This window comes from Mesorhizobium sp. M8A.F.Ca.ET.057.01.1.1 (assembly GCF_003952565.1).
Taxonomy (GTDB): domain Bacteria; phylum Pseudomonadota; class Alphaproteobacteria; order Rhizobiales; family Rhizobiaceae; genus Mesorhizobium.
In genome coordinates this window covers 1,353,657-1,374,011 of record NZ_CP034454.1, presented here as the reverse complement: position 1 = coordinate 1,374,011, position 20,355 = coordinate 1,353,657, and the positions used below count along the sequence as shown (strand labels likewise).

The following is a 20,355-nucleotide window of genomic DNA, read 5'->3' as shown; positions in this document are numbered from 1 at the left end:
CGGATGATGGCCATGCCGATCTCCCGCTCCACATTCCGCCGCGCCGCGCTGACCCTTGCGCTGGTGGCCGGCGGCATGCCGGCTTTCGCCCAGGAATCGACGAGTCAATCGGCAAGCCAATCGACCAACCAGATCGCCAGCAATCAGCCCGGCGGCGAGGTCGTGCTGATCCCCAACCGCGTCATCTATCCCGGCGAGACGATCGAACTCGGTGCCCTGAAGCAGGTCACCCTCATCCCGGGCAAGCACAAGCCAGATGCGGTGGCGACCCGTTCCGAGGAACTCCAGGGCAAGATCGCCAAGCGCACGCTGCTGCCGGGCCGCTACATTCCCTCCACCGCCATCCGCGAGGCCTGGCTGGTCGAACAGGGTGCCGCCGTGCAGGTCTTCTTCATCGCCGGCGGGCTGACGATCACGGCGACCGCCGTGACCTTGCAGCCAGGCTCGGCCGGCGACTTCATCAAGGTCCGCAACAGCGACAGCGGCAAGATCCTCTCCGGCACGGTGATGGCCGACGGCACCATCCAGGTCGGCGCTTCATGAAGCGCCCATTTGCCCTTCTGCTCGCGGCGGCACTTGGCCTGCAGCCGGCGCTGGCCGATGGCTTGACGCCCAAGGCCAAGCGCGAGCTCGCCGCCAGGAATGGCGGTGTCTACAACGATCCGGAATATGATCCGGCCACCACCACGCGCATGTTCCGCGTTTCGCCCGGGCCAAGTTCGCTGCCGCCAGGCCAGGTCGCCTCGCGCATCAAGGACATCGCGCAGTTGCAGAGCTCGCGCGACAACCAGCTCGTCGGCTACGGCCTCGTCATCGGGCTCGCCGGATCCGGCGACAGCCTGCGCAACTCGCCGTTCACCGAACAGTCGATCCGCGCCATGCTCGAAAATCTCGGCATCGCCACCGAAGGCGGCAGCGCGCGCGCCAAGAACGTCGCCGCCGTCATCGTCACCGCCAACATGCCACCCTATGTGCAGTCGGGCGCACGCATCGACATCGACATCTCCTCGATGGGCGACGCCACCTCGCTTGCCGGCGGTACACTGATCATGACGCCGCTCAAGGCGGCGGACGGGGAGATCTACGCCGTCGGCCAGGGCGCGGTCATCGTTTCAGGTTTCACCGCCCAGGGTCAGGCCCAGCAATTGACGCAAGGCGTGCCGACCGCCGGCCGCGTACCGAACGGCGCCATCGTCGAGCGGCAGGTGAAGGCCGAGTTCGACGATCAGTCGACACTGACGCTGCAATTGCGCAATCCCGATTTTTCGACCGCCATCCGCATCGCCGACGCGATCAACGACTACACCGCCCAGCGCTTCGGCATGCGCGTGGCGGCCGAGCGCGATTCCCGCACCGTGCAGATCAGGCGGCCGAAGAACGTTTCGGCGGCCCGCTTCTATGCCGAGATCGAGAATCTGGTGGTCGAGTCCGACACGCCGGCCCGCGTCGTCATCGACGAGCGCACCGGCACCATCGTCATCGGCAACGACGTCAAGATCTCGCGTGTCGCCATCAGCCACGGCACGCTGACGGTGCGCATCACGGAAGCGCCGCGCGTCGTGCAGCCCGAACCCTTCTCCAAGGGTGAAACCGCCGTCGAGCCGTTCACCGCCATCGATGCCAGCCGTCCCGACGCCCGCGTCGCGGTGCTGGACGGGCCCGACCTGCAAACCCTTGTTTCCGGCCTCAACCGTCTCGGCGTCAAGCCGGACGGCATCATTGCCATCCTGCAAGGCATCAAGTCGGCCGGCGCCCTGCAAGCCGATCTGGTTCTCCAATAGCGATGCCGATGATCTCCTCCCTCTCGCCCCGTGAAAGACGCCCCTCCCGCATCGTCCTGTTGGCGGCCGCCCTCTCGGCCATGCCTGTCTTTGGCGGCGCACACGCGGACGATACCGTGCGGCAGGTTCTGCCCGGGGCGCAGCCCACGGTCGCGCCGCAGCAATTGACGCGGGAGAAAGCACCGGACCAAAGCGAGATCGAACGCTTCTGCTCCAATATCGCCGACGCCGCCCGCGACCGCCGCTATGCCTTGCAGGCGGAGGAGTTGAAACAGCTGCAGGCCGGCATTGACGAGCGCATGAAGGCGCTGGACGCAAAGAAAACCGAATACGAGACCTGGCTGAAGCGGCGCGAAGTGTTCCTGGCCAGGGCCGAGGACGGCGTCGTCAAGATCTATGCCGGCATGAAGCCCGATGCGGCGGCCGAACGCCTGGCAATCGTCAACGCGGACCTCGCCGCAGCGATCCTGATGAAGCTCGATTCACGCAAGGCCGGCGTCATCCTCAACGAAATGGACCAGAAGGCGGCGGCGACGCTCACCGGCATCATGGCCAGCGCAGCCCGAAGGGTAGATCCGTCATGATCCGCAGAATGCTCATCCTGTGCGCGGCCGCAGCCTTGTCGGGCTGCGGAACCAACTTCAAGGAGATCGGCAGGGAGCCGGCGCTGTCACCGGTCGGGTCGGGCATCGGCAGCGACGGGGCAGCGCCCTACAGCTATCCTCAGCCGCCCGCCACGCCGGTCAAGAAGTTCTCTCTGTGGGACGATCGCCAGAGCCGGCTATTCACCGATCCCAGGGCGCTGCGCGAAGGCGACATTCTGACCGTCAGGATCAAGCTCAACGACAAGGCCAACTTCAAGAACCAGAACGACAGGAGCCGGACTGCCGCGCGCAAGCTGGGCTATGACGTCACGCTCGGATGGGACGGTCACAGCACGAGCGGCAAGGGCGACGCCGGCTTGAACTCCAGCACCGAAACCAACGCCGACGGCGAAATCAAGCGCTCGGAGAACCTCGAGCTCAACGTCGCCGCCGTCGTCACCGAGGTCCTGCCCAACGGGAATTTGATGATCAGGGGTTCGCAGGAAGTGCGTGTCAACTACGAGCTCAGGGTGCTCACCCTCGCCGGCATGGTACGTCCGTCGGACATCGGCGCGGAGAACACCATCTCCTATGAACGCATCGCCGAGGCGCGGATCTCCTATGGCGGCCGTGGTCGCGTCAGTGAGGTCCAGCAGCCGGCCTACGGCCAGCAGGTCCTCGACCAGGTTCTTCCGTTCTAGTTCTTGGCCTTCTGGGGATTGGAGAGCAACGCACCGTGGCCAATGTCGAACAGGTTCAGCCTCGCAAGGGTCCTTCCCTTGCCATCCAGGGCGCCATGCTGCTCGTGGTGACGGCCGCCGCCATCGGCATGGGCTGGATGTCAGGCGGCTATCTCAAAGGCGTCGGCGCACCATCATCGGTGCCGGTAGCGCCTGAAAATGAAGGCAAGGTCGCACAGCCCGCCGCCACGCAACAGCCTGGCACGGGTCCGACGCTTGTCGCACTGGCGCCGATCACCACCAATATCGCCTCGCCTGCCGATACATGGATCAGGATGGAAGTATCCGTGGTCTATGACGCGCCGCAGCCGCCGGCGATGACGGAGGATATTCAACAGGATCTTCTGGCTTTCGTGCGCACCCTGAAAATGCACCAGATCGAAGGCGCCAGCGGCTACCAGCACCTGAAGGCCGATCTCGACGAACGCGCCTCGATCCGCAGTCAGGGGCACGTCAAACAGGTTCTTATCAGGACATTGCTGCTCGAATGAGAAAATTCCTTCTTGCCGCGGTACTGATCGGTGCCGCCACCTCCGTCGCGGCAGCCCAGCAACTCGACCTCGGCGGCATCGGCAAGGCCGATGGCACCACCGTCGGCTACATCATCCAGATGTTCGGCCTGCTTACCGTCTTGTCGGTGGCGCCGGGGCTGCTGATCATGGTGACGAGCTTCACCCGCTTCGTCATCGCCTTCTCGATCCTGCGTGCCGGCATCGGCCTGCAATCGACGCCGGCGAACCTCATCCTCATTTCGCTGTCGCTGTTCATGACCTTCTATGTCATGGCGCCGACCTTCGATCAGGCCTGGAACACCGGCGTCAAGCCGTTGATGGACAACCAGATCAGCCAGACCGAGGCCTTCGAGAAGATTTCCGATCCCTTCCGCACCTTCATGCTGCACAATGTGCGCGACAAGGACTTCGACCTTTTCGCCGACCTCGCCCGCGAGCGCGGCCAGGTCGTTGCCAAGGAGACGGTCGACCTGCGCATCCTGGTGCCTGCTTTCATGATCTCCGAGATACGCCGCGGCTTCGAGATTGGCTTCCTGATCGTGCTGCCATTCCTGGTCATCGACCTGATCGTGGCCACCATCACCATGGCGATGGGCATGATGATGCTGCCGCCAACAGTGGTGTCGCTGCCGTTCAAGATCCTGTTCTTCGTCCTGATCGACGGCTGGAACCTGCTCGTCGGCAGCCTGGTGCGCTCTTTCACCTGATCGTCCGCGCTCGACATCAGGCATCGCGCGCCCGAGGAACCGGGCGGCGCGAGCATCATCGAATTTTCTCCGAATTATTTCGATTAACCGTCCGATTTAGTCCTTTGGTAGGGACTCGCCGCCATAGTCGCTCGCAGATGGCGGGTGACCCAAACGCAACGGTCATTGGCATGATGCCGCTCCGTCATACCGGACAAACCGGTATGCAAAAACACCTGTAAAAACAAGGTACGAGTAGCCATGGCCAGTATCATGACCAACGCCGCAGCGTTGACCGCGCTGCAGAGCTTGAACGCCACGCAGAAGAGCCTCGACACCACCCAGTCCCGCATCTCGACGGGCTATCGCGTCTCCCAGGCTTCGGACAACGCCGCCTACTGGTCGATCGCGACCACGATGCGCTCCGACAACCAGGCCATGTCCACCGTTTCGGACTCGCTCGGCCTCGGCGCCTCGAAGGTCGACACCGCCTACACCGGCATGAACAGCGCGATCACCACCATCAACGCGATCCAGCAGAAGCTGACCGCGTCCTACGGTCAGACCGACGCCGCCAAGGAAAAGACCCAGGTTGAAATCGCCGCCCTTCAGGCACAGCTGAAGGGTTACGCCGACTCCGCCACCTTCTCCGGCACCAACATGCTGTCGGTGTCCACCGCCTCGGGCACGGCAGCCGACGTCAAGGTCGTTTCGGCTTTCAACCGCACCTCCGCCGGCGCGGTTTCGATCTCGACGATCGACGTCAAAGTCGAAAGCATCAAGCTCTATGACTCCGGCGCCGCGCCGACCGCCAAGGGCATCCTCGACACAGCCCGCCTTGGCACCACTGGCGCTGCAACCACCACAGCACAGGCCCCGACCCTTGGTGGCCCTATCGTTGCCGGCGATACCTATTCGGTCGCCAGCCTGGCCATCTTCTCGGGCACCACGGCCGCCAGCGACGCTCAGATTTCGCAGATGATGACCGTCGTCGACGCCGCGCTCAAGGACATGACGACCGCCGCCACCAAGCTCGGCGCCGCCAAGAGCTCCATCGACCTGCAGAAGACCTTCACGCAGAGCCTGATGGACTCCATCGATCGCGGCGTCGGCCAGCTCGTCGATGCCGACATGAACAAGGAATCGACCCGCCTCCAGGCTCTGCAGGTTCAGCAGCAGCTCGGCGTCCAGGCGCTGTCGATCGCCAACGGCTCCTCGCAGTCGATCCTGTCGCTCTTCCGCGGCTGATCCCTCTCGACCGACCAGACCAGGCAAACGGGCCGCGCCAAAAGCGCGGCCCGTTTTGCGTTTGCTCCAGCCCCGCGCAACCCTCGTTCCTTAACCCTCTGAAGCTGGCTTTTAACAGGCCATTAACCATAACGAGCTAGTCATGGTTAACCAATGACTACAACGGATTGCCGAATCGGCCCGATCGGGGTGGCGGCAATCCAGGGGCGGGTCGAGCGGCTCGCGAGGGCAACGACGGTCTTTGACAAAGACCGGTCTGAAAAAAGGAGCGAGTTTCTTGGCGAGCATCATGACAAACGCCGCGGCGTTGACCGCACTTCAAAGCCTTAACGCCACCAACAAGTCGCTCGAGCAGACCCAGGCCAGGATCTCGACCGGCTACAGGGTCTCCGAAGCATCCGACAACGCCGCCTACTGGTCGATCGCCACGACGATGCGCTCCGACAACCAGGCGCTGTCGACAGTGCAGGACGCGCTCGGCCTCGGCGCCTCGAAAGTGGACATTGCCTATACCGGCATGAACAATGCGCTGGATACGATCGGCAAGATCAAGACCAAGTTGCTTTCGACCATTGGCCAGACGGCAGCCGCCAAGGCAAAGACGCAGACCGAGATCACGACGCTTCAGGCGCAGATGAAGTCCTTCGCCGACGCCGCCACCTTTTCGGGTTCGAATTATCTTTCGGTGACGTCCAACGCCGCCAATGGTGGCGTCCAATCTGACGCCAAGATTGTCTCCTCCTTCAATCGCTCCTCCTCGGGCGCCATCTCGCTCGGAACGATCGACATCAATTTGGAGAGCACCAAGCTGTTCGATTCCGGCCTTCCTGCCGTCGTCAAGAACCAGGGCACGCTCGACCGCCAGACCTCGGTCTACTCCACCGCCGCCGCCCAGGCCTTGTACGACGCCGCCTATGCGACAGCACTCGCCGGCGGCGGCACGGACGCCGCCGCCAACACCGCTGGCCAGACCGCGGCCGCGGCGAGCCCGGCCACGAAGATCGACAACGTCTCGGCGTTCAATCTCGACATCACCGCGGCCGGCGTGACCGACGACATCATCACCCAGATGATCGGCAAGATCGACAACGTCATGGCCCAGTTGACCGACCAGGCCACCATCCTCGGTTCGGCCAAGAGCAGCATCGATCTGCAGAAGACCTTCACGCAGAGCCTGATGGACTCCATCGACCGCGGCGTCGGCCAGCTCGTCGATGCCGACATGAACAAGGAATCGACCCGCCTCCAGGCGCTGCAGGTGCAGCAGCAGCTCGGCATCCAGTCGCTGTCGATCGCCAACAGCTCCTCGCAGTCGATCCTGTCGCTGTTCAAGAACGGCTAGTTCAGCCTTAGCCGACGGATACTTCGATTTCCAATTCACGGGCCGCGCCGCAAGCGCGGCCCGATTTCATTTTCGCACAAGCTTCGAGGCTTAGTGTTGCGGCGGACAGTCATGCTGGGAGTCGCTCAATCGTGCCGGAACAGATCCAGAGCATCATCTCGAATCTCCGCGGCTTTGGCGTCAGGCGCCTCGCCATGCTGGCGGGCATCGCTGTCCTGGTGATGGGCGTCATCGGTATTGCCTCGGTCTACCTCAACCGCCCGGCCTATGACACGCTCTATGTCGGGCTCGACCGCTCCGACGTGAACCAGATCGGCCTCGTGCTCGGCGAGGCCGGCATCGGCTTCGACGTCGGCTCCGACGGAACCTCCGTGCTGGTGCCGGCCGGCACCACGGCGCAGGCCCGCATGCTGCTTGCCGAGAAGGGCCTGCCGACCAGCGCCAATGCTGGCTACGAGCTGTTCGACAATGTCGGCGCCATGGGCCTCACCTCCTTCATGCAGCAGATCACCCGCGTGCGTGCGCTCGAAGGCGAGATCGCCCGCACCATCCAGTCCATCGCCGGCATCAAGGCGGCACGCGTCCACATCGTCATGTCCGAGCGCGCCAATTTCCGCCGCGACGAACAGCAGCCCTCCGCCTCGGTCGTCATCCGCTACGCCGGCATCGACGCGGAGAAGAGCGCCATGTCGATCCGCCACCTCGTCGCCGCCGCCGTCCCTGGCCTGTCGGCCGACAAGGTGACGGTGCTCGATTCCAACGGCAATCTGCTGGCCGCGGGCGATGATCCCTCCAACACCAGCGCCGCCCGCACACTCGGCGTCGAGCAGACCGTGGAGGCGCAGATCGGCGACAACATCCGCCGCGCGCTGACGCCCTATCTCGGGCCTGACAATTTCCGCGCCAGTGTCAAGGCCGATGTCAACACCGACACCCGCCAGACCGAGGAAACCATCTTCGACCCGAATTCCCGCGTCGAACGTTCGGTGCAGTCGGTGCGTGCCAATGAGAACAGCAACCAGAAGCAGGCTTCGACCCCGGCCAGCGTCGAGCAGAATTTGCCGGAGACCCAAGCCACCGCGACAGAGGGTCCGCAGACCTCGTCGGCGAACGACCGCAAGGAAGAGATCACCAATTACGAGATCAACTCCAAGAAGATCGCAACCGTCTCCAACGGCTACACCGTCTCCAAGATGTCGATAGCCGTCGTCGTCAACCAGGACCGCCTGAAGACGATCCTGGGCAAGGACGCGACGCCGGACCAGATCGCCAAGCGCGTCGCCGAAATCCAGAAGATGGTGAGCTCCGCCACCGGCTTCGACGACAAGCGCGGCGATGTCATCGACGTCTCGGCGGTCGAGTTCATCGACGGGCTGGACGGCGAGGCGATCCCGCAGGCCGGAATGCTCGAATCCATCGGCCAGCATGCCGGCACGCTGATCAATGCCGGCGCCTTCATCGTCGTGGTGTTCCTGGTCGCCTTCTTCGGCTTGCGGCCGATGGCGGCCGCGCTGACGGCCAAGGCGACGCCCGCCATAGCAGGTCCCAATTTCGATGAAGTCCAACGCTCGCTGCCGACCCCGGAGGCAGCCGCTTCCGCCGATGCGAGTGCCGCCGTCGGCGCCTTGCCCGGCACGCGTGCCGGCGCCACCCCGCTCGACGATTTGCGCCAGAAGATCAGGCCGGCCCCGCAGGAGCGGCTTGCCCGCATGGTCGACATCAACGAGGAACGCACCGCGCAGATCCTGCGCAAATGGGCGGCCCAGGAAGTCGCGGCGTAGACCATGCCCTCCGCAGCCCTCTTCGATCTTCTCCCGGACTTCGGCACGCGCGCGCAACGCGCCAGCCAGCCCCAGCCCGCCGCCGAGGACAAGCCCGACGCGGCGGCACCGCCGGCCGATATCGGCACGCTGATCGCCGAGGCGGTTGCCCAGGCGGAGGCAGCGCTCGGCGAGCGGCTTGCCGCGACCCATGAAGCAGCGCTGGAAGCGGAACGCCGGGCAAATGCCGAGGAAGCGACCGCGTTTCTCGACAGCTTCGGTGGCGATGTCGGCAAGGCGGTTTCGTCGCGGCTCGACGCCATGGAGGCGCGCGTGACGGATCTTGTCGGTGCTACGGTCGCCCGCATCATCGGCGGCGTTGTCAGCGACGATCTGCGCAAGCGCTCGCTTGAAGCGCTCGCCGGCGCGATCCGCGAAGCTGTTCGCGATGGCGAAGCCGTGCGCATCGCCGTACGCGGGCCGCTCTCGCTGTTCGAAACGCTGAAGGCATCGCTTGGGCTGCGCGCCGAAAATCTCGACTTCATCGAGGCGCCCGGCTTCGACCTGACGGTCACCATCGACGAGGCCGTGTTCGAGACGCGCATGGCCGAATGGGCGGCAACCCTTTCCGAGGTCCTGTCATGAGCGTCGCCGATGCCGATCACGGCAGGCACGAGATCATCATCGTGCGGCGCGGGCATGACGACCACGACGAAGGTCATCATGGCGGCGTCTGGAAGATCGCCTTCGCCGACTTCATGACCGCGATGATGTGCTTCTTCCTGGTCATGTGGCTGATCAATGCCGCCAACGAGCAGACCAAGGCGGCCGTCGCCAGCTACTTCAACCCCGTCAAGCTGGTCGACCGTGAGTCGAGCCGCAAGGGCCTTGAGGATCTCGGCAACGGACCGCGCGCGGTCGGGCTGACGGCCGACGACCCGCAGGAAGCGGCAACCAAGGCCGGACAGGACGGCATCGGCGCAGCGGGCTCATCCAACCGCAAACAGGACAAGCAGCAAGCGCAGCAGTCGCAACAGTCCGACGAGCATCTTTTCGCCGACCCCTATGCGGTGCTTTCAGAGATCGCCACTGATACCGGCGTCATGCAGAATGTCAGCCAGAAGGGCGATGGCGGCGCGCAGAATTCCGGCCCGGCGACGGGCGCCTCGGGCGGCGCGTCCTACCGCGACCCCTTCGAACCTGACTTCTGGTCGCAGCAGGTTGCCGCGCCCGGCGCCGAGGCGAGTGCCCAGCGCCCCAAGGTCGAGGGCGATCCGCTCAAGCCAGGCGACAAGGCTGCCGATACACAGATCGCCAAGGTCAAGGCCGTGCCGCCGGCACCACCGGTCAAGGACGCACCGCTGGAGCCCCTGGCCGGGGATGGCGAGGACGCCGCCGCGACAATGGTCAAGACTGGCGATGCCAAGGCCGGCGATACCAAGGCCGGGGAGGCCAAGGCGGGCGACGCCAAGGCTGGAGACAGCAAGGCCGCGGAGACAGCCAAGGCGGGCACGGCCGTCGCGCAGCAGGAGGCCGCAAAGCCCGAGGCGTCGGACAAGGCTCCGACCGCCGCCGCGGTGAAGGCGGCTGCCGACGTCAAGCAGCAGCTCGCCGATGCCTTCAAGCCCGGCGACAAGCTGCATGACGGTGTCTCGGTCGAAGCCACCGACAAGGGTGTCGTCATCTCCATCACCGATCAGCTCGACTTCGGCATGTTCGAGGTCGGATCGGCGGTGCCGAGCCGTGAACTGGTGCTGGCGATGGAAAAGATCGGCCGTATCGTCAACAGCCAGAAGGGCACCATCAGCATCAACGGCCACACCGATGCGCGCCCTTTCCGCAGCGCCAGCTACGACAATTGGCGGCTGTCGACGGCGCGCGCGCATTCGGCCTATTACATGCTCGTGCGTGGTGGCGTCGATGAACGCCGTATCACCGAGGTTGCCGGCTTCGCGGATCGCCAGCCCAAGGATCCGGCAGACCCGATGTCGGCGGCCAACCGCCGCATCGAGATCCTGATGGCGACCGGCGGATGAAGCGGGCGGCACTGACCAGCCGCTTGACAGGCCTGTTGCTGCTGGCCGCGGCGTGTCCGTCGGCGGGCCTCGCCCAGGATACGCTGCAGCCCTATCAGCTGGTGCGCTCGTTGCAGCTCGTTCAGGACCGTATCGCGGCCGGCGATCATGCCGCGATGCCGATGCAGGCCAAATTGCTCGAGATGACCGATGCCCGGTTGCGCGCCGCGGATGCCGAGGATTTCAAGGACCCCAAGAATTTTCGTGCGCTGCTGGTCTACGGCATGAGCGGCGGCAATCCGGTGACAGTCGAGGCGGCCGTATCGCGCGCCGCCTCCGATCCGCGGAACCTTGCAATCGCCAAAGGCGTGATCGGCTATCTGAACGGCCGGCCTGGCGAGGCGATCGAAGCCTTGAGGCTGGTCGACCCGATGACCCTGCCAAGCGATCTCGGCGCGTTCCTCGCTTTGGTCAAAGGGTCACTGCTTGCCACGGACCAGCCGGCGGCCGCGCTCATGCTGCTCGATGAGGCCAAGCTGCTCAGCCCCGGCACTCTGGTCGAGGAAGCGGCTTTGCGGCGCTCGGTCGGTATTGCCGTGACGCAAGGCGACGCGGCTCGGTTCGCGCTTGCTTCGACCCAATATGTCGAGCGCTATCTCTATTCGCCTTACGCCAGCCAGTTCGCTGACTCCTTCGTCTCCGGCGTCATCGCACTGCACATGTCGATCAGCCAGGACAAGCTTGCCGACATCACCTCGATGATGGATCCCGAGCGCGAGAAGGTGATCTATCTGCGCATCGCTCGCCGCGCCGCGATTGACGGCATGAGCGACTTGTCGGCCTTCGCCTCGGCACGGGCCGAACAGGGTCGCGACGGCAACACCAATCAGGGCGATCCGCGCGCCCTGCTCTATTCCAGCCTGTCCACGGTGACCTCCGACACCATCGAGGACGTGCGCGCCAAACTGGGCAAGATCGACCGCGGCAAATTGTCGGACGGCGACCGCGCCTTGCTCGACGCGGCCCAGGCCATCGCCGGCGAAGTGGTGGCGCCGCCTGCCGCCCTTGCGGCAGCAAATCCGGCGCCCACGACGCGATCGACCGAACCCGAGGTTGCGGCCGCGTCGACCACCGATGCCGCGGGACTGCCCCCCGTCGAGGGCGCCGTCTCCGAACGGCCGGCCGTAGCGCCATCCGTGGCCGCCGCGCCCGCTGCACCGAACGCATCCGCGCCGGCAGCCGACGCGGCAACCGTCCTGCCGGCATCGGCGCCGGCGGCCTCGGCCAGCGCCGACACGACAGACCCGACCGACTCCGCCATGACAAAAACCCGTCGACAGCTCGACCTGATCGACCAGATGCTTGGAGCCGCCCCGAAATGACCCCCAGCCTCGGCCCGGCTCTGCCAGGATTTACCGCCGCGCGCACTGCCGAGCAGCCGGCCGCGCCCGGAAAGAAGGACGACACCGGTTTCGGCAAGATGGTGCACGGCGGCGCGAGCCCCGCCAATTCGGAAAAGCAGCCACCGGCCGAGGCAGGCTCTCGCGATCCGCGCTGGAGCAGGCTTGCGGCAGACCTTGCGGCGAAGACTGGCGAGGATGAGCCGATGCCCACCGGCAAGGCAAGGACCACGCCGAGTGGATCATCTGCCGCGAAATCCATGAAGGACAGCAAGGACACCGGGACGGACAAGGAGGCCGATGCCGATGCGCCGGCCGCCGAACCGGGTGCAGCCGCGCTCGACGAGCATCTGCCGCTGCTGATGGCGTTTCATGACCTGCGCCATTTCTCGACGTCAGCCAAGTCGGCCGACTCGAGCGCGAGCGAAACAGGACAGGACGCGGCTGTCGTTGGACAGCTTCCCTCGAGGGCCTATCGGCAGAAATCCGCCGCCGCGAGTGACGGTCTCGAACCCATGTCCAAGCCTGAGCGGGTATCGCTCGTCGACGGGCCGTTGACCAAACTCGACGGTCAGCTCGTCCGCGATGCCGCAGCCGGACCGAAACACGACAGTACGATCGAGGCCGGCCCCCTGCCCAAGACATCAGCGGAGGTGCCGGGCGTGGAGACGAAGCAGGCGGCGCCGCAGCTGAAATCCATCGCCGACCTTCAGTCCTCATTGCGGTCCGAGCCGGGAAAACAGCAGCCGGCGGCAGCACGCATCGATGTCGTTTCCGAGCGCAGCTTCCCCGCGCCGCCGCAGGCCCCGATGAGCCAGGCGGCCCTCAACGTGATCGGCGCCATTTCGGCCGATGGCGGCCTGAACCAGGCGCTCTCCACGGCTTCCGCGACCGCTCAGCTGACGGGCTCTGTTGCCGTTCCGACACATGTCTTGAAGATCGAACTTCACCCGGCCGAACTGGGCATGGTCACGGCCCATCTTCGGCTCTCTGGAGAACAACTGTCGATTGAGTTGAAGCCCGAAACACACGATGCCTATCGCCGGCTTTCCAGCGACAGCGAGGCGATCGTCAAGTCGCTGCGCGGGCTCGGTTTCGAGGTTGACAAGGTCACCATACTGCAACCCTCGGTGGCAGTTCCCTCTACAACCCGGACGGATACAACCGCCTCCGTGAGCGCTGCACCCGGCCGCGATCCATCATCCTTCCAGCCCGGAAATTCCAGCGGCGGCAATGGTGGAGCCGGCGGCCAGCAGTCGGGTCAGCAATCCGCAAGGGGTAGCCATGATGAAGCGCAAGCACACGGCCGCGCCGCTTCGCCTTCTCGCGAGCGCGCTGGCGGCGATATATTTATCTAGCCTCGCGAGCAGCGCCGGCGCCGCCACCAATCCTTGCGAACCCGAGATCCTGCGTGCCGCCGACCGTTATGGCGTGCCCGCCGGCATCCTTTATGCCGTCGGGTTGACGGAAACCGGCAACAAGGGCAGTCTTCAGCCCAACGCCTTGAATATAGAAGGAAAAGCAGTCTTTCCGAGAAGTCGGGCTGAAGCGCTTGCCGCCTTCGCCAACGCCCAGCGCGAGGGCAAGACACTGATCGATCTCGGCTGCATGCAGATCAACCATCACTACCATGCCTCGCATTTCCGCAGCGTCGAGGACATGCTCGACCCACGCCAGAACGTCGACTACGCGGCGCGCTTCCTGGCCAGCCTCCATGCCCGCCACGAGACCTGGTCGATGGCCGTCGCCCGCTATCATGCCGGTCCCGACAACGACCCGGCGCAGAAGGTCTATGTCTGCAGGGTGATCGCCAACATGGTCGCCACCGGCTTTGGCAAATGGACCACGAACGCGCGGACCTTCTGCAACCCGTAAGCGCATTTTCTGCTTCTAATACGTCAATCCCCGACTGCGAAGCCGCTGGCACGACTTGGTCAAGACTTGCACCCGCAAGCATATCTGGCTGCACGCTAATGCAACCGATCCGATTCCAGACTCCCAAGAAACTAGTTACAAGAAATGACGGTTGTTCAGGATTCCCGGCAGCGGATACGCCTTTCTCCACGGGGCAGATGTGCTGATTCGGAGGCGGGGCCGATGATCGTTATCGTTGACGAGCGAGAGCTCGTGACAGAGGGCTACAATTCACTTTTCGACCGCGAGGGGATCGCCTGCGCCGGTTTCGCGCCGGGCGAATTCGGCGAGTGGGTCAACTCGGCCGCCGACACCGATCTGCGCTCGGTCCGGGCCTTCCTGATCGGCGACTGCCGTGACGGCGCGATCTCGCCGCGCCAGATCCGCGACCGCACCGGGGCTCCGGTCATTGCGCTCAGCGAGCAGCATTCGCTGGAAAACACGCTGCGGTTGTTCGAGAGCGGCGTCGACGACGTCATCCGCAAGCCGGTGCACATCCGCGAAATCCTGGCCCGCATTACCGCCATCCGCCGACGCGCCAGCGAGGACGTCGCCTATACCGAGATCGGCTCCATGCGCATCTTCATGGACGGCCGCGATCCCGAGATCGACGGCCAGCCTTTGCCCTTGCCGCGCCGCGAGCGGCGTATCCTGGAATATCTGGCGAGCAATCGCGGCCGCCGCGTCACCAAGACCCAGGTGTTCAACGCTATCTACGGCATCTTCGACGAAGAGGTCGAGGAGAACGTGGTGGAGAGCCACATCAGCAAGTTACGCAAGAAACTGCGCGAGAAGCTGGGCACCGACCCGATCGATTCCAAGCGCTTCCTCGGCTACCGGCTCGTGTTCTGATGCGGCCCCGCGCCAGCCTCGCGCAAGACAGGACGCGTAGCCTCGAAGCCAGTGGCATGGATATTGCGGAGACATCTCGATGAGCCTCTACGGAATGATGCGGACCGGCGTTTCCGGCATGAACGCACAGGCAAACCGCTTGTCGACGACAGCCGACAACATCGCCAACTCCGACACCACGGGCTACAAGCGGTCCTCGGCTGAATTTTCGACGCTGATCATGCCGTCGACAGGCGGCGCCTATAATTCCGGCGGCGTCACCACGACGATCCGCCAGGCAGTCAGCGATCCGGGCGTGCTTCAATACACGACATCGGTTTCCGACCTTGCCGTCAGCGGCGATGGCTTCTTCGTTGTCCAGGATCCCAGCGGCACGCCTTTCCTGACCCGCGCCGGCGCCTTCGTGCCCGACGCACAAGGCAGGCTGGTCAATGCCGCCGGCTTCCAGCTGATGGCCTACAGCTACGCCAACGGCACGCCGGCAGCGACGGTGAACGGCTTCGAAGGTCTCGAGCCGGTCGTCATCTCCGACCAGGGACTCACCGCGACACCGAGCACCGAGGGCAATTTCAGCGGCAATCTGCCGGCGGGTGCGACACCAGTCGCCGCCGCCAACCTGCCCACGACCAACGCCGCGGGCGCGCAGTACACTTCAAAATCGTCGATGGTCGCCTATGACAATCTCGGCAACAAGAAGCTGCTCGACGTCTATTTCACCAACACCGGTGCCGGCACCTGGCAAGTGGCGGTCTTCGACCAATCGAAGGCGACGGCTGGAACCGGCTTCCCCTACGCCGCCGGCGGCGCGCTCGGCTCAGCCAACCTGACCTTCGATACCACGACGGGCAAGCTGACCGGCACACCCACAGGCATTTCATTCACCGTGCCGGGTGGCGCCAGCCTCGACCTCGATCTGTCGAAGCTGACCCAGCTCGGGACCGGATTCACCGTTTCCGATGCCCAGGTCAACGGCAATGCGCCGAGCACCATCGACAAGATCCAGATCAGCAAGGATGGCACCATCTACGCCCAGTACAAGGATGGCACCTCCAAGCCGCTCTACAAAATTCCGCTGGCCGACGTGCAGAGCCCCGACCAGCTCAAGGCGCTGCCTGGCAACGTCTACGCGCAAGGCACTGAGTCCGGCGCAGTCCGCGTCGGCTTTGCCAATGAAGGCAAGGCCGGCTCGATCATCTCCGGCGCGCTCGAAAATTCCAACGTCGATATCGCGGAGGAATTGACCGACATGATCGCGGCCCAGCGCAGTTACACCGCCAATTCGAAAGTCTTCCAGACCGGTTCCGATCTGATGGACGTCCTTGTCAACCTGAAGAGATAGCCGGGCTCCCGCCCGTGAAAGACCAGCATGTCGCTTTCCACCGCACTGAGCATCGCCCAATCGGCGCTTCTGGCCACCTCGCGGCAGACAAGCGTCGTCACGCGCAACGTGGCAGACGCCGACAATCCGAACTATTCGCGCCGCATCGCGCTCGTCACCAGCACGACGCCCGGCGCACGTTCGGTTGATGTCCAGCGCGCAGCCAACGACCTGCTGTTTCGCCAGAACCTCGGCGCCCTGTCAGCCTACGCCGGCCAGAGCGCGCTTTACAGCGGCATGGATCAGCTCGACGTTTCAGTGAATGGCGTCGACAACGCCTCCTCACCTTCGACTGCGATCGGCAATCTGCAGCAGGCGCTGCAGCTATACGCGACCTCGCCATCCAACCAGAATCTTGGCGCGAGCGTCATCGACGCGGCCAAACAGGTCGTGCGGTCCCTGAATGAAGGCTCCAAGGCCATTCAGGACTTTCGTACCCAAACCGACGGCCAGATCGATACCGCCGTCAAAGATCTCAACTCGCTGCTCAACCAGTTCCAGGATGCCAACACGGCGGTCATGTCCGGAACCCGTTCCGGCACCGACGTTTCCGATGCGCTCGACCAACGCGACGCATTGTTGAAGAAGATCGCCAATTACATTCCGGTATCGACCTTCACGCGTGGGGACAATGACATGGTCATCACCACGGGTGACGGCACGACATTGTTCGAGACGATCCCGCGCACCGTCAGCTTCGCCCCATCTTCGGGCTATGCCGCGGGTGCGGCCGGCAACACGGTCTATATCGACAACGTGCCGGTCTCGGCGGGCAGCGGCGGCAACACCACCGCCAGCGGCACGATTGCCGGCCTGCTGCAATTGCGCGACGACGTCGCCTCGACAATGCAGAGCCAGCTCGACGAAACCGCCCGCGGCCTGATCACCGCCTTTGCCGAAACCGCACCGTCGATGCCCAACGCGGCGGGCCTGTTCACCTGGTCGGGCGCACCGGCGGTGCCAGCCGCAGGCACGCTCGTCGATGGCCTTGCTGGAACGATCAAGATCAATGCCGCGATGGATCCCAGCACTGGCGGCAACCCGACATTGCTGCGCGACGGGGGCGCCAACGGCGCCGCCTACGTCGCAAACACCACTGGCGGGCCTTCATACTCCAATCTTCTGGTCGCCTATGGCGACCAGCTCGACAAGCCGATGACGTTCGATCCCTCGGCCGGGATTTCGGCAACCTCCAGCGTTGCCGACTACGCTGCCAATTCGATCGGTTGGTTGCAGGGCATTCGTCAGCAGGCTTCAACCGCCGCCGACGCCAAGGAAGCCCTGGCACAGCGCAGTGCCGATGCCTTGTCCAACGCGACCGGCGTCAATGTCGATCAGGAGATGTCGCTGATGCTCGATCTCGAGCACACCTATCAGGCATCCGCCCGGATGATGAAGACCGTCGACGACATGCTGACGGCGCTGTTGAACGCGGTGGGATAAGCCATGACCTTCGTCTCCTCTGCTGCCCTTACGAATGCCATGCGCTATCAGCAGATGCGCATGCAGGCCGATCTCGTCAAAGCCACGAAGGAGTCATCGACCGGCAAGGTCGCCGATGTCGGTCTGGCACTTGGGGGGCGTACGGCCCAGTCCGTTACCTTTTCGCGCGACCTCGACCGGCTCAACGTCATTGTCGATTCCAACGGACTGGTGGCCGCCCGGCTCTCATCGACCCAGACCTCGCTCGGCCAGCTCTCCAACGTCGCGCAGACTTTCCTGTCCAGCCTGACCACCGCATCCTCGGGCGACAACTCCGACAGCCTGACCCAATCGACCGGGCAGACAACTATCCAGCAGCTTACGTCGATCCTCAACACGAGCGTCAACGGCGAATATCTGTTCGCTGGCACCAACACCGACGTCAGACCGATCAACGATTTCACCGCCGCCGGCTCGCCTGCCAAGGCTGCCTTCGACGCCTCCTTCGTCGCCAAATTCGGCTTCACGCCCAGTGACCCGCTCGCGGCCAACATCACCGCGGCCCAGATGGACGATTTCATCACCAACGATGTCACGCCGCAGTTCCTCGGCGCGGGCTGGCAGACCAACATGTCGAATGCCACCGACCAGCAGATCGTCAGCCGCATCGCGCTCAACGAAACCACCGAGACCTCGACCGGCGCCAATAACGACGGCATCAGGAAGCTCGCCATGGCGGCGGCCATGGTCTCCAGCCTGATGTCCACCAATATCAGCCAGGCGGCCAAGGACAGCATCGTCGACCACTCGCAGAAACTGGTCGGCGAGGCGCTGAGCGGCATCGCGCAGGTCCAATCCCAGACCGGTATCGTCCAGAAGCGCGTGTCCGACGCCAGCGACCGTATGAAGACGCAGATCGACCTGTTCGAACGGCACATTCTGGACCTCGAAGCAGTCGATCCGGCGGAAGCCGCGACCCGAGTCGCCGACCTGACGCAGCATATCGAGACGTCTTTCGCTCTGACGGCGCGCCTGCAGCAGCTTAGCCTGTTGAATTACCTGACCTGAAAGCACTCTGAACCGGAACGGTAGAGCCAACGATGTACCAATTCTCCTACGCCGACGTCCAAAGCACCTCCGTCACGGACGCCAAGGACCGCGAGCGCGAGCTGCTGACCCGCTCGATCGACATGCTGTCGGCTGCTGCGGCGGCCGGCCGGGATTCGATGGAGGCCGTGGAGGCACTGAATTTCACCAACCGCGTCTGGACTGTCTTCGTCGAAGACCTTGGCTCCAGCGACAATGCGCTCCCCAAGGAATTGCGAGCCAACCTGATTTCCATCGGCCTGTGGCTGCTGCGCGAGGCCGAGGACATCCGCCAGGGCCGCACCGACAATTTCGAGGGGCTGATCGAAGTATCCCAGATCATCCGTGACGGCATTCAATGACCAACACGCTGAAGATATCGCTGAAGCCCAACGAGAAGATCTACATCAACGGCGCGGTCATCCGCGTCGACCGCAAGGTCACTGTCGAGCTGATGAACGACGTGCAGTTCCTGCTCGAGAGCCATGTGATCCAGGCCGACGAGGCGTCGACGCCATTGCGGCAGCTCTATTTCATCGTGCAGGTCATGCTGATGAACCCCGCTGGTGCCGATGAAGCGCGCGAGATGTTCCGCCTCTCGCTGCCGCTGCTCATTGCAAGCTTCGAAGACGCCGAGATCGGCAACGCGCTGAAACAGGTCGACCGCATGGTAGGCGAGGATCACATCTACGAGGCCTTGAAGGCGATCCGTTCGCTTTATCCTCTCGAACGCCGCGCGCTTGGCGGCAATGACGACGTTCCGGGTGCCCCGCGCCCGCTGGCCGTGGGAGCACGATACTAATGACCGTGGACATGACGACTTCGATACCGGTTGGCGCCAACCAGACCACCACGCAGACCGCCAAGACCGCTGTCGACTATAATTCGTTCCTGAAACTTCTGATCGCCGAGATGAAGAACCAGGATCCGACCAAGCCGATGGATTCGACGCAGTACGTCGCCCAGCTCGCCACCTTCTCGCAGGTCGAGCAGTCGGTGCAGACCAACACCAAGCTCGACCAGATCATGCAGTCGTCGGCGCTGTCGCAGGCCGACGCTCTCATAGGCCGCAACATCACCTCGGCCGATGGCAAGACCACGGGCACGGTGGCGTCAGTGACGCTTGGCAGCAACGGACTGATCGCAGTGCTACAGGATGGCACCACGGTCCCCGTCGGCGCGGGCGTATCGATCAAGCCGGCGAGCTAGGCCAACCGCCACATGAATGAGGCCGACGCCCTCGACATCGTCCAGTATGCGGTGTGGACGGTGCTGACCGCCTCCGCGCCGGTGGTGCTGGTCGCAATGGCGGTCGGCATCGGCATCGCCTTGATCCAGGCGTTGACACAGGTCCAGGAAATCACCTTGACCTTCGTGCCCAAGATCGTCGCCATCATGCTGGTGGTGGCGCTTACAGGCCCCTTCATCGGCGGCCAGATATCGGCCTTCACCAATGTCATCTTCGAGCGCATCCAGAACGGTTTCTGATCTAGAACCTTCCGGGACGGTGCGGCTTCCATTCCCCTGAAAGCGGCGGCCCGCTTGCGGTTGACCCGGTTCCGGCTAGATTGCCGTGTTGGCCACTCCCGGCCAGGCGATCGTTTTGTCCCAATGGCTTCTCGCAGAACCCCGGAC

22 protein-coding genes are annotated in these 20,355 nt (G+C 64.1%); all 22 read left to right on the top strand.

Going from position 1 to position 20,355, the window contains the following annotated elements; all coding sequences use genetic code 11:
• The first annotated feature begins 6 nt into the window (after window positions 1-6).
• The 22 genes from flgA (at window position 7) to fliQ (ending at window position 20,208) form a co-directional block, all read left to right on the top strand.
• Complete coding sequence (gene flgA, locus EJ077_RS06090; protein ID WP_208700449.1) at window positions 7-543, top strand: flagellar basal body P-ring formation chaperone FlgA; 537 nt, start codon at window positions 7-9, stop codon at window positions 541-543.
• On the top strand, window positions 540-1,781 hold the full coding sequence (locus EJ077_RS06085; RefSeq protein ID WP_208700447.1) for a flagellar basal body P-ring protein FlgI: 1,242 nt from the start codon (window positions 540-542) through the stop codon (window positions 1,779-1,781). The genes flgA and EJ077_RS06085 overlap by 4 nt, the downstream gene beginning before the upstream one ends.
• Window positions 1,782-1,783: 2 nt before the next feature.
• Window positions 1,784-2,365 carry a MotE family protein gene (locus tag EJ077_RS06080; RefSeq protein ID WP_208700445.1) on the top strand — a complete coding sequence of 194 codons (582 nt, stop codon included), beginning with the start codon at window positions 1,784-1,786 and terminating at the stop codon, window positions 2,363-2,365.
• The gene (gene flgH, locus EJ077_RS06075; RefSeq protein ID WP_208700443.1) at window positions 2,362-3,066 is read left to right on the top strand and encodes a flagellar basal body L-ring protein FlgH; all 705 of its coding nucleotides are present in this window, start codon (window positions 2,362-2,364) and stop codon (window positions 3,064-3,066) included. The genes EJ077_RS06080 and flgH overlap by 4 nt, the downstream gene beginning before the upstream one ends.
• A gap of 35 nt (window positions 3,067-3,101) precedes the next feature.
• Entirely contained in the window at window positions 3,102-3,596 is a 495-nt protein-coding gene (locus EJ077_RS06070) for a flagellar basal body-associated FliL family protein (RefSeq protein WP_208700442.1), read from the top strand.
• The gene (fliP, locus tag EJ077_RS06065; RefSeq protein WP_027144757.1) at window positions 3,593-4,324 is read left to right on the top strand and encodes a flagellar type III secretion system pore protein FliP; all 732 of its coding nucleotides are present in this window, start codon (window positions 3,593-3,595) and stop codon (window positions 4,322-4,324) included. The genes EJ077_RS06070 and fliP overlap by 4 nt, the downstream gene beginning before the upstream one ends.
• Before the next feature lie 240 nt (window positions 4,325-4,564).
• Window positions 4,565-5,551 carry a flagellin gene (locus EJ077_RS06060; RefSeq protein ID WP_208700440.1) on the top strand — a complete coding sequence of 329 codons (987 nt, stop codon included), beginning with the start codon at window positions 4,565-4,567 and terminating at the stop codon, window positions 5,549-5,551.
• 277 nt (window positions 5,552-5,828) lie between these two features.
• A complete protein-coding gene (locus EJ077_RS06055) occupies window positions 5,829-6,893 on the top strand; it encodes a flagellin (RefSeq protein ID WP_208700438.1) in 1,065 nt (354 codons plus the stop codon).
• A gap of 131 nt (window positions 6,894-7,024) precedes the next feature.
• Window positions 7,025-8,674 (top strand): flagellar basal-body MS-ring/collar protein FliF, encoded by a 1,650-nt coding sequence (gene fliF, locus EJ077_RS06050; RefSeq protein WP_208700436.1) that lies wholly within the window; start codon window positions 7,025-7,027, stop codon window positions 8,672-8,674.
• Between the two features lie 3 nt (window positions 8,675-8,677).
• Complete coding sequence (locus EJ077_RS06045; RefSeq protein WP_208700434.1) at window positions 8,678-9,298, top strand: hypothetical protein; 621 nt, start codon at window positions 8,678-8,680, stop codon at window positions 9,296-9,298.
• Window positions 9,295-10,689 carry a MotB family protein gene (locus EJ077_RS06040; protein WP_208700432.1) on the top strand — a complete coding sequence of 465 codons (1,395 nt, stop codon included), beginning with the start codon at window positions 9,295-9,297 and terminating at the stop codon, window positions 10,687-10,689. The genes EJ077_RS06045 and EJ077_RS06040 overlap by 4 nt, the downstream gene beginning before the upstream one ends.
• Window positions 10,686-12,050 carry a chemotaxis protein MotC gene (locus tag EJ077_RS06035; RefSeq protein ID WP_208700413.1) on the top strand — a complete coding sequence of 455 codons (1,365 nt, stop codon included), beginning with the start codon at window positions 10,686-10,688 and terminating at the stop codon, window positions 12,048-12,050. Before EJ077_RS06040 ends, EJ077_RS06035 begins: the two co-directional genes overlap by 4 nt.
• Window positions 12,047-13,426 carry a flagellar hook-length control protein FliK gene (locus EJ077_RS06030; RefSeq protein WP_208700411.1) on the top strand — a complete coding sequence of 460 codons (1,380 nt, stop codon included), beginning with the start codon at window positions 12,047-12,049 and terminating at the stop codon, window positions 13,424-13,426. Before EJ077_RS06035 ends, EJ077_RS06030 begins: the two co-directional genes overlap by 4 nt.
• Entirely contained in the window at window positions 13,356-13,943 is a 588-nt protein-coding gene (locus EJ077_RS06025) for a transglycosylase SLT domain-containing protein (RefSeq protein WP_208702917.1), read from the top strand. Before EJ077_RS06030 ends, EJ077_RS06025 begins: the two co-directional genes overlap by 71 nt.
• 222 nt (window positions 13,944-14,165) lie before the next feature.
• Complete coding sequence (locus tag EJ077_RS06020) at window positions 14,166-14,834, top strand: response regulator transcription factor (protein ID WP_208700409.1); 669 nt, start codon at window positions 14,166-14,168, stop codon at window positions 14,832-14,834.
• Between the two features lie 79 nt (window positions 14,835-14,913).
• A complete protein-coding gene (locus EJ077_RS06015) occupies window positions 14,914-16,173 on the top strand; it encodes a flagellar hook protein FlgE (RefSeq protein ID WP_208700407.1) in 1,260 nt (419 codons plus the stop codon).
• 27 nt (window positions 16,174-16,200) lie between these two features.
• On the top strand, window positions 16,201-17,655 hold the full coding sequence (flgK, locus tag EJ077_RS06010) for a flagellar hook-associated protein FlgK (protein WP_208700405.1): 1,455 nt from the start codon (window positions 16,201-16,203) through the stop codon (window positions 17,653-17,655).
• Between the two features lie 3 nt (window positions 17,656-17,658).
• Complete coding sequence (locus tag EJ077_RS06005) at window positions 17,659-18,702, top strand: flagellar hook-associated family protein (protein WP_208700403.1); 1,044 nt, start codon at window positions 17,659-17,661, stop codon at window positions 18,700-18,702.
• Between the two features lie 32 nt (window positions 18,703-18,734).
• Window positions 18,735-19,082, top strand: coding sequence for a flagellar biosynthesis regulator FlaF (gene flaF, locus EJ077_RS06000; protein WP_127280389.1), 348 nt, complete (start codon window positions 18,735-18,737; stop codon window positions 19,080-19,082).
• Window positions 19,079-19,522, top strand: a complete 444-nt coding sequence (gene flbT, locus EJ077_RS05995; protein ID WP_208700401.1) for a flagellar biosynthesis repressor FlbT — start codon at window positions 19,079-19,081, stop codon at window positions 19,520-19,522. Before flaF ends, flbT begins: the two co-directional genes overlap by 4 nt.
• Window positions 19,522-19,929, top strand: a complete 408-nt coding sequence (gene flgD / locus EJ077_RS05990) for a flagellar hook assembly protein FlgD (RefSeq protein WP_127280391.1) — start codon at window positions 19,522-19,524, stop codon at window positions 19,927-19,929. The genes flbT and flgD overlap by 1 nt, the downstream gene beginning before the upstream one ends.
• A gap of 12 nt (window positions 19,930-19,941) precedes the next feature.
• Window positions 19,942-20,208: a flagellar biosynthesis protein FliQ gene (gene fliQ, locus EJ077_RS05985; protein ID WP_013893193.1), complete on the top strand. Its 267-nt coding sequence runs from the start codon at window positions 19,942-19,944 to the stop codon at window positions 20,206-20,208.
• Window positions 20,209-20,355 lie beyond the last annotated feature (147 nt).

Excerpts from the sequence above, each read along its gene's own strand:
- flgA (WP_208700449.1), top strand. The coding sequence starts at position 7 with ATGGCCATGCCGATCTCCCGCTCCACATTCCGCCGCGCCGCGCTGACC.
- EJ077_RS06085 (WP_208700447.1), top strand. The coding sequence starts at position 540 with ATGAAGCGCCCATTTGCCCTTCTGCTCGCGGCGGCACTTGGCCTGCAG.
- EJ077_RS06080 (WP_208700445.1), top strand. The coding sequence starts at position 1,784 with ATGCCGATGATCTCCTCCCTCTCGCCCCGTGAAAGACGCCCCTCCCGC.
- flgH (WP_208700443.1), top strand. The coding sequence starts at position 2,362 with ATGATCCGCAGAATGCTCATCCTGTGCGCGGCCGCAGCCTTGTCGGGC.
- fliP (WP_027144757.1), top strand. The coding sequence starts at position 3,593 with ATGAGAAAATTCCTTCTTGCCGCGGTACTGATCGGTGCCGCCACCTCC.
- EJ077_RS06060 (WP_208700440.1), top strand. The coding sequence starts at position 4,565 with ATGGCCAGTATCATGACCAACGCCGCAGCGTTGACCGCGCTGCAGAGC.
- EJ077_RS06045 (WP_208700434.1), top strand. The coding sequence starts at position 8,678 with ATGCCCTCCGCAGCCCTCTTCGATCTTCTCCCGGACTTCGGCACGCGC.
- EJ077_RS06040 (WP_208700432.1), top strand. The coding sequence starts at position 9,295 with ATGAGCGTCGCCGATGCCGATCACGGCAGGCACGAGATCATCATCGTG.
- EJ077_RS06035 (WP_208700413.1), top strand. The coding sequence starts at position 10,686 with ATGAAGCGGGCGGCACTGACCAGCCGCTTGACAGGCCTGTTGCTGCTG.
- EJ077_RS06030 (WP_208700411.1), top strand. The coding sequence starts at position 12,047 with ATGACCCCCAGCCTCGGCCCGGCTCTGCCAGGATTTACCGCCGCGCGC.
- EJ077_RS06025 (WP_208702917.1), top strand. The coding sequence starts at position 13,356 with ATGAAGCGCAAGCACACGGCCGCGCCGCTTCGCCTTCTCGCGAGCGCG.
- EJ077_RS06020 (WP_208700409.1), top strand. The coding sequence starts at position 14,166 with ATGATCGTTATCGTTGACGAGCGAGAGCTCGTGACAGAGGGCTACAAT.
- EJ077_RS06015 (WP_208700407.1), top strand. The coding sequence starts at position 14,914 with ATGAGCCTCTACGGAATGATGCGGACCGGCGTTTCCGGCATGAACGCA.
- flgK (WP_208700405.1), top strand. The coding sequence starts at position 16,201 with ATGTCGCTTTCCACCGCACTGAGCATCGCCCAATCGGCGCTTCTGGCC.
- EJ077_RS06005 (WP_208700403.1), top strand. The coding sequence starts at position 17,659 with ATGACCTTCGTCTCCTCTGCTGCCCTTACGAATGCCATGCGCTATCAG.
- flaF (WP_127280389.1), top strand. The coding sequence starts at position 18,735 with ATGTACCAATTCTCCTACGCCGACGTCCAAAGCACCTCCGTCACGGAC.
- flbT (WP_208700401.1), top strand. The coding sequence starts at position 19,079 with ATGACCAACACGCTGAAGATATCGCTGAAGCCCAACGAGAAGATCTAC.
- flgD (WP_127280391.1), top strand. The coding sequence starts at position 19,522 with ATGACCGTGGACATGACGACTTCGATACCGGTTGGCGCCAACCAGACC.
- fliQ (WP_013893193.1), top strand. The coding sequence starts at position 19,942 with ATGAATGAGGCCGACGCCCTCGACATCGTCCAGTATGCGGTGTGGACG.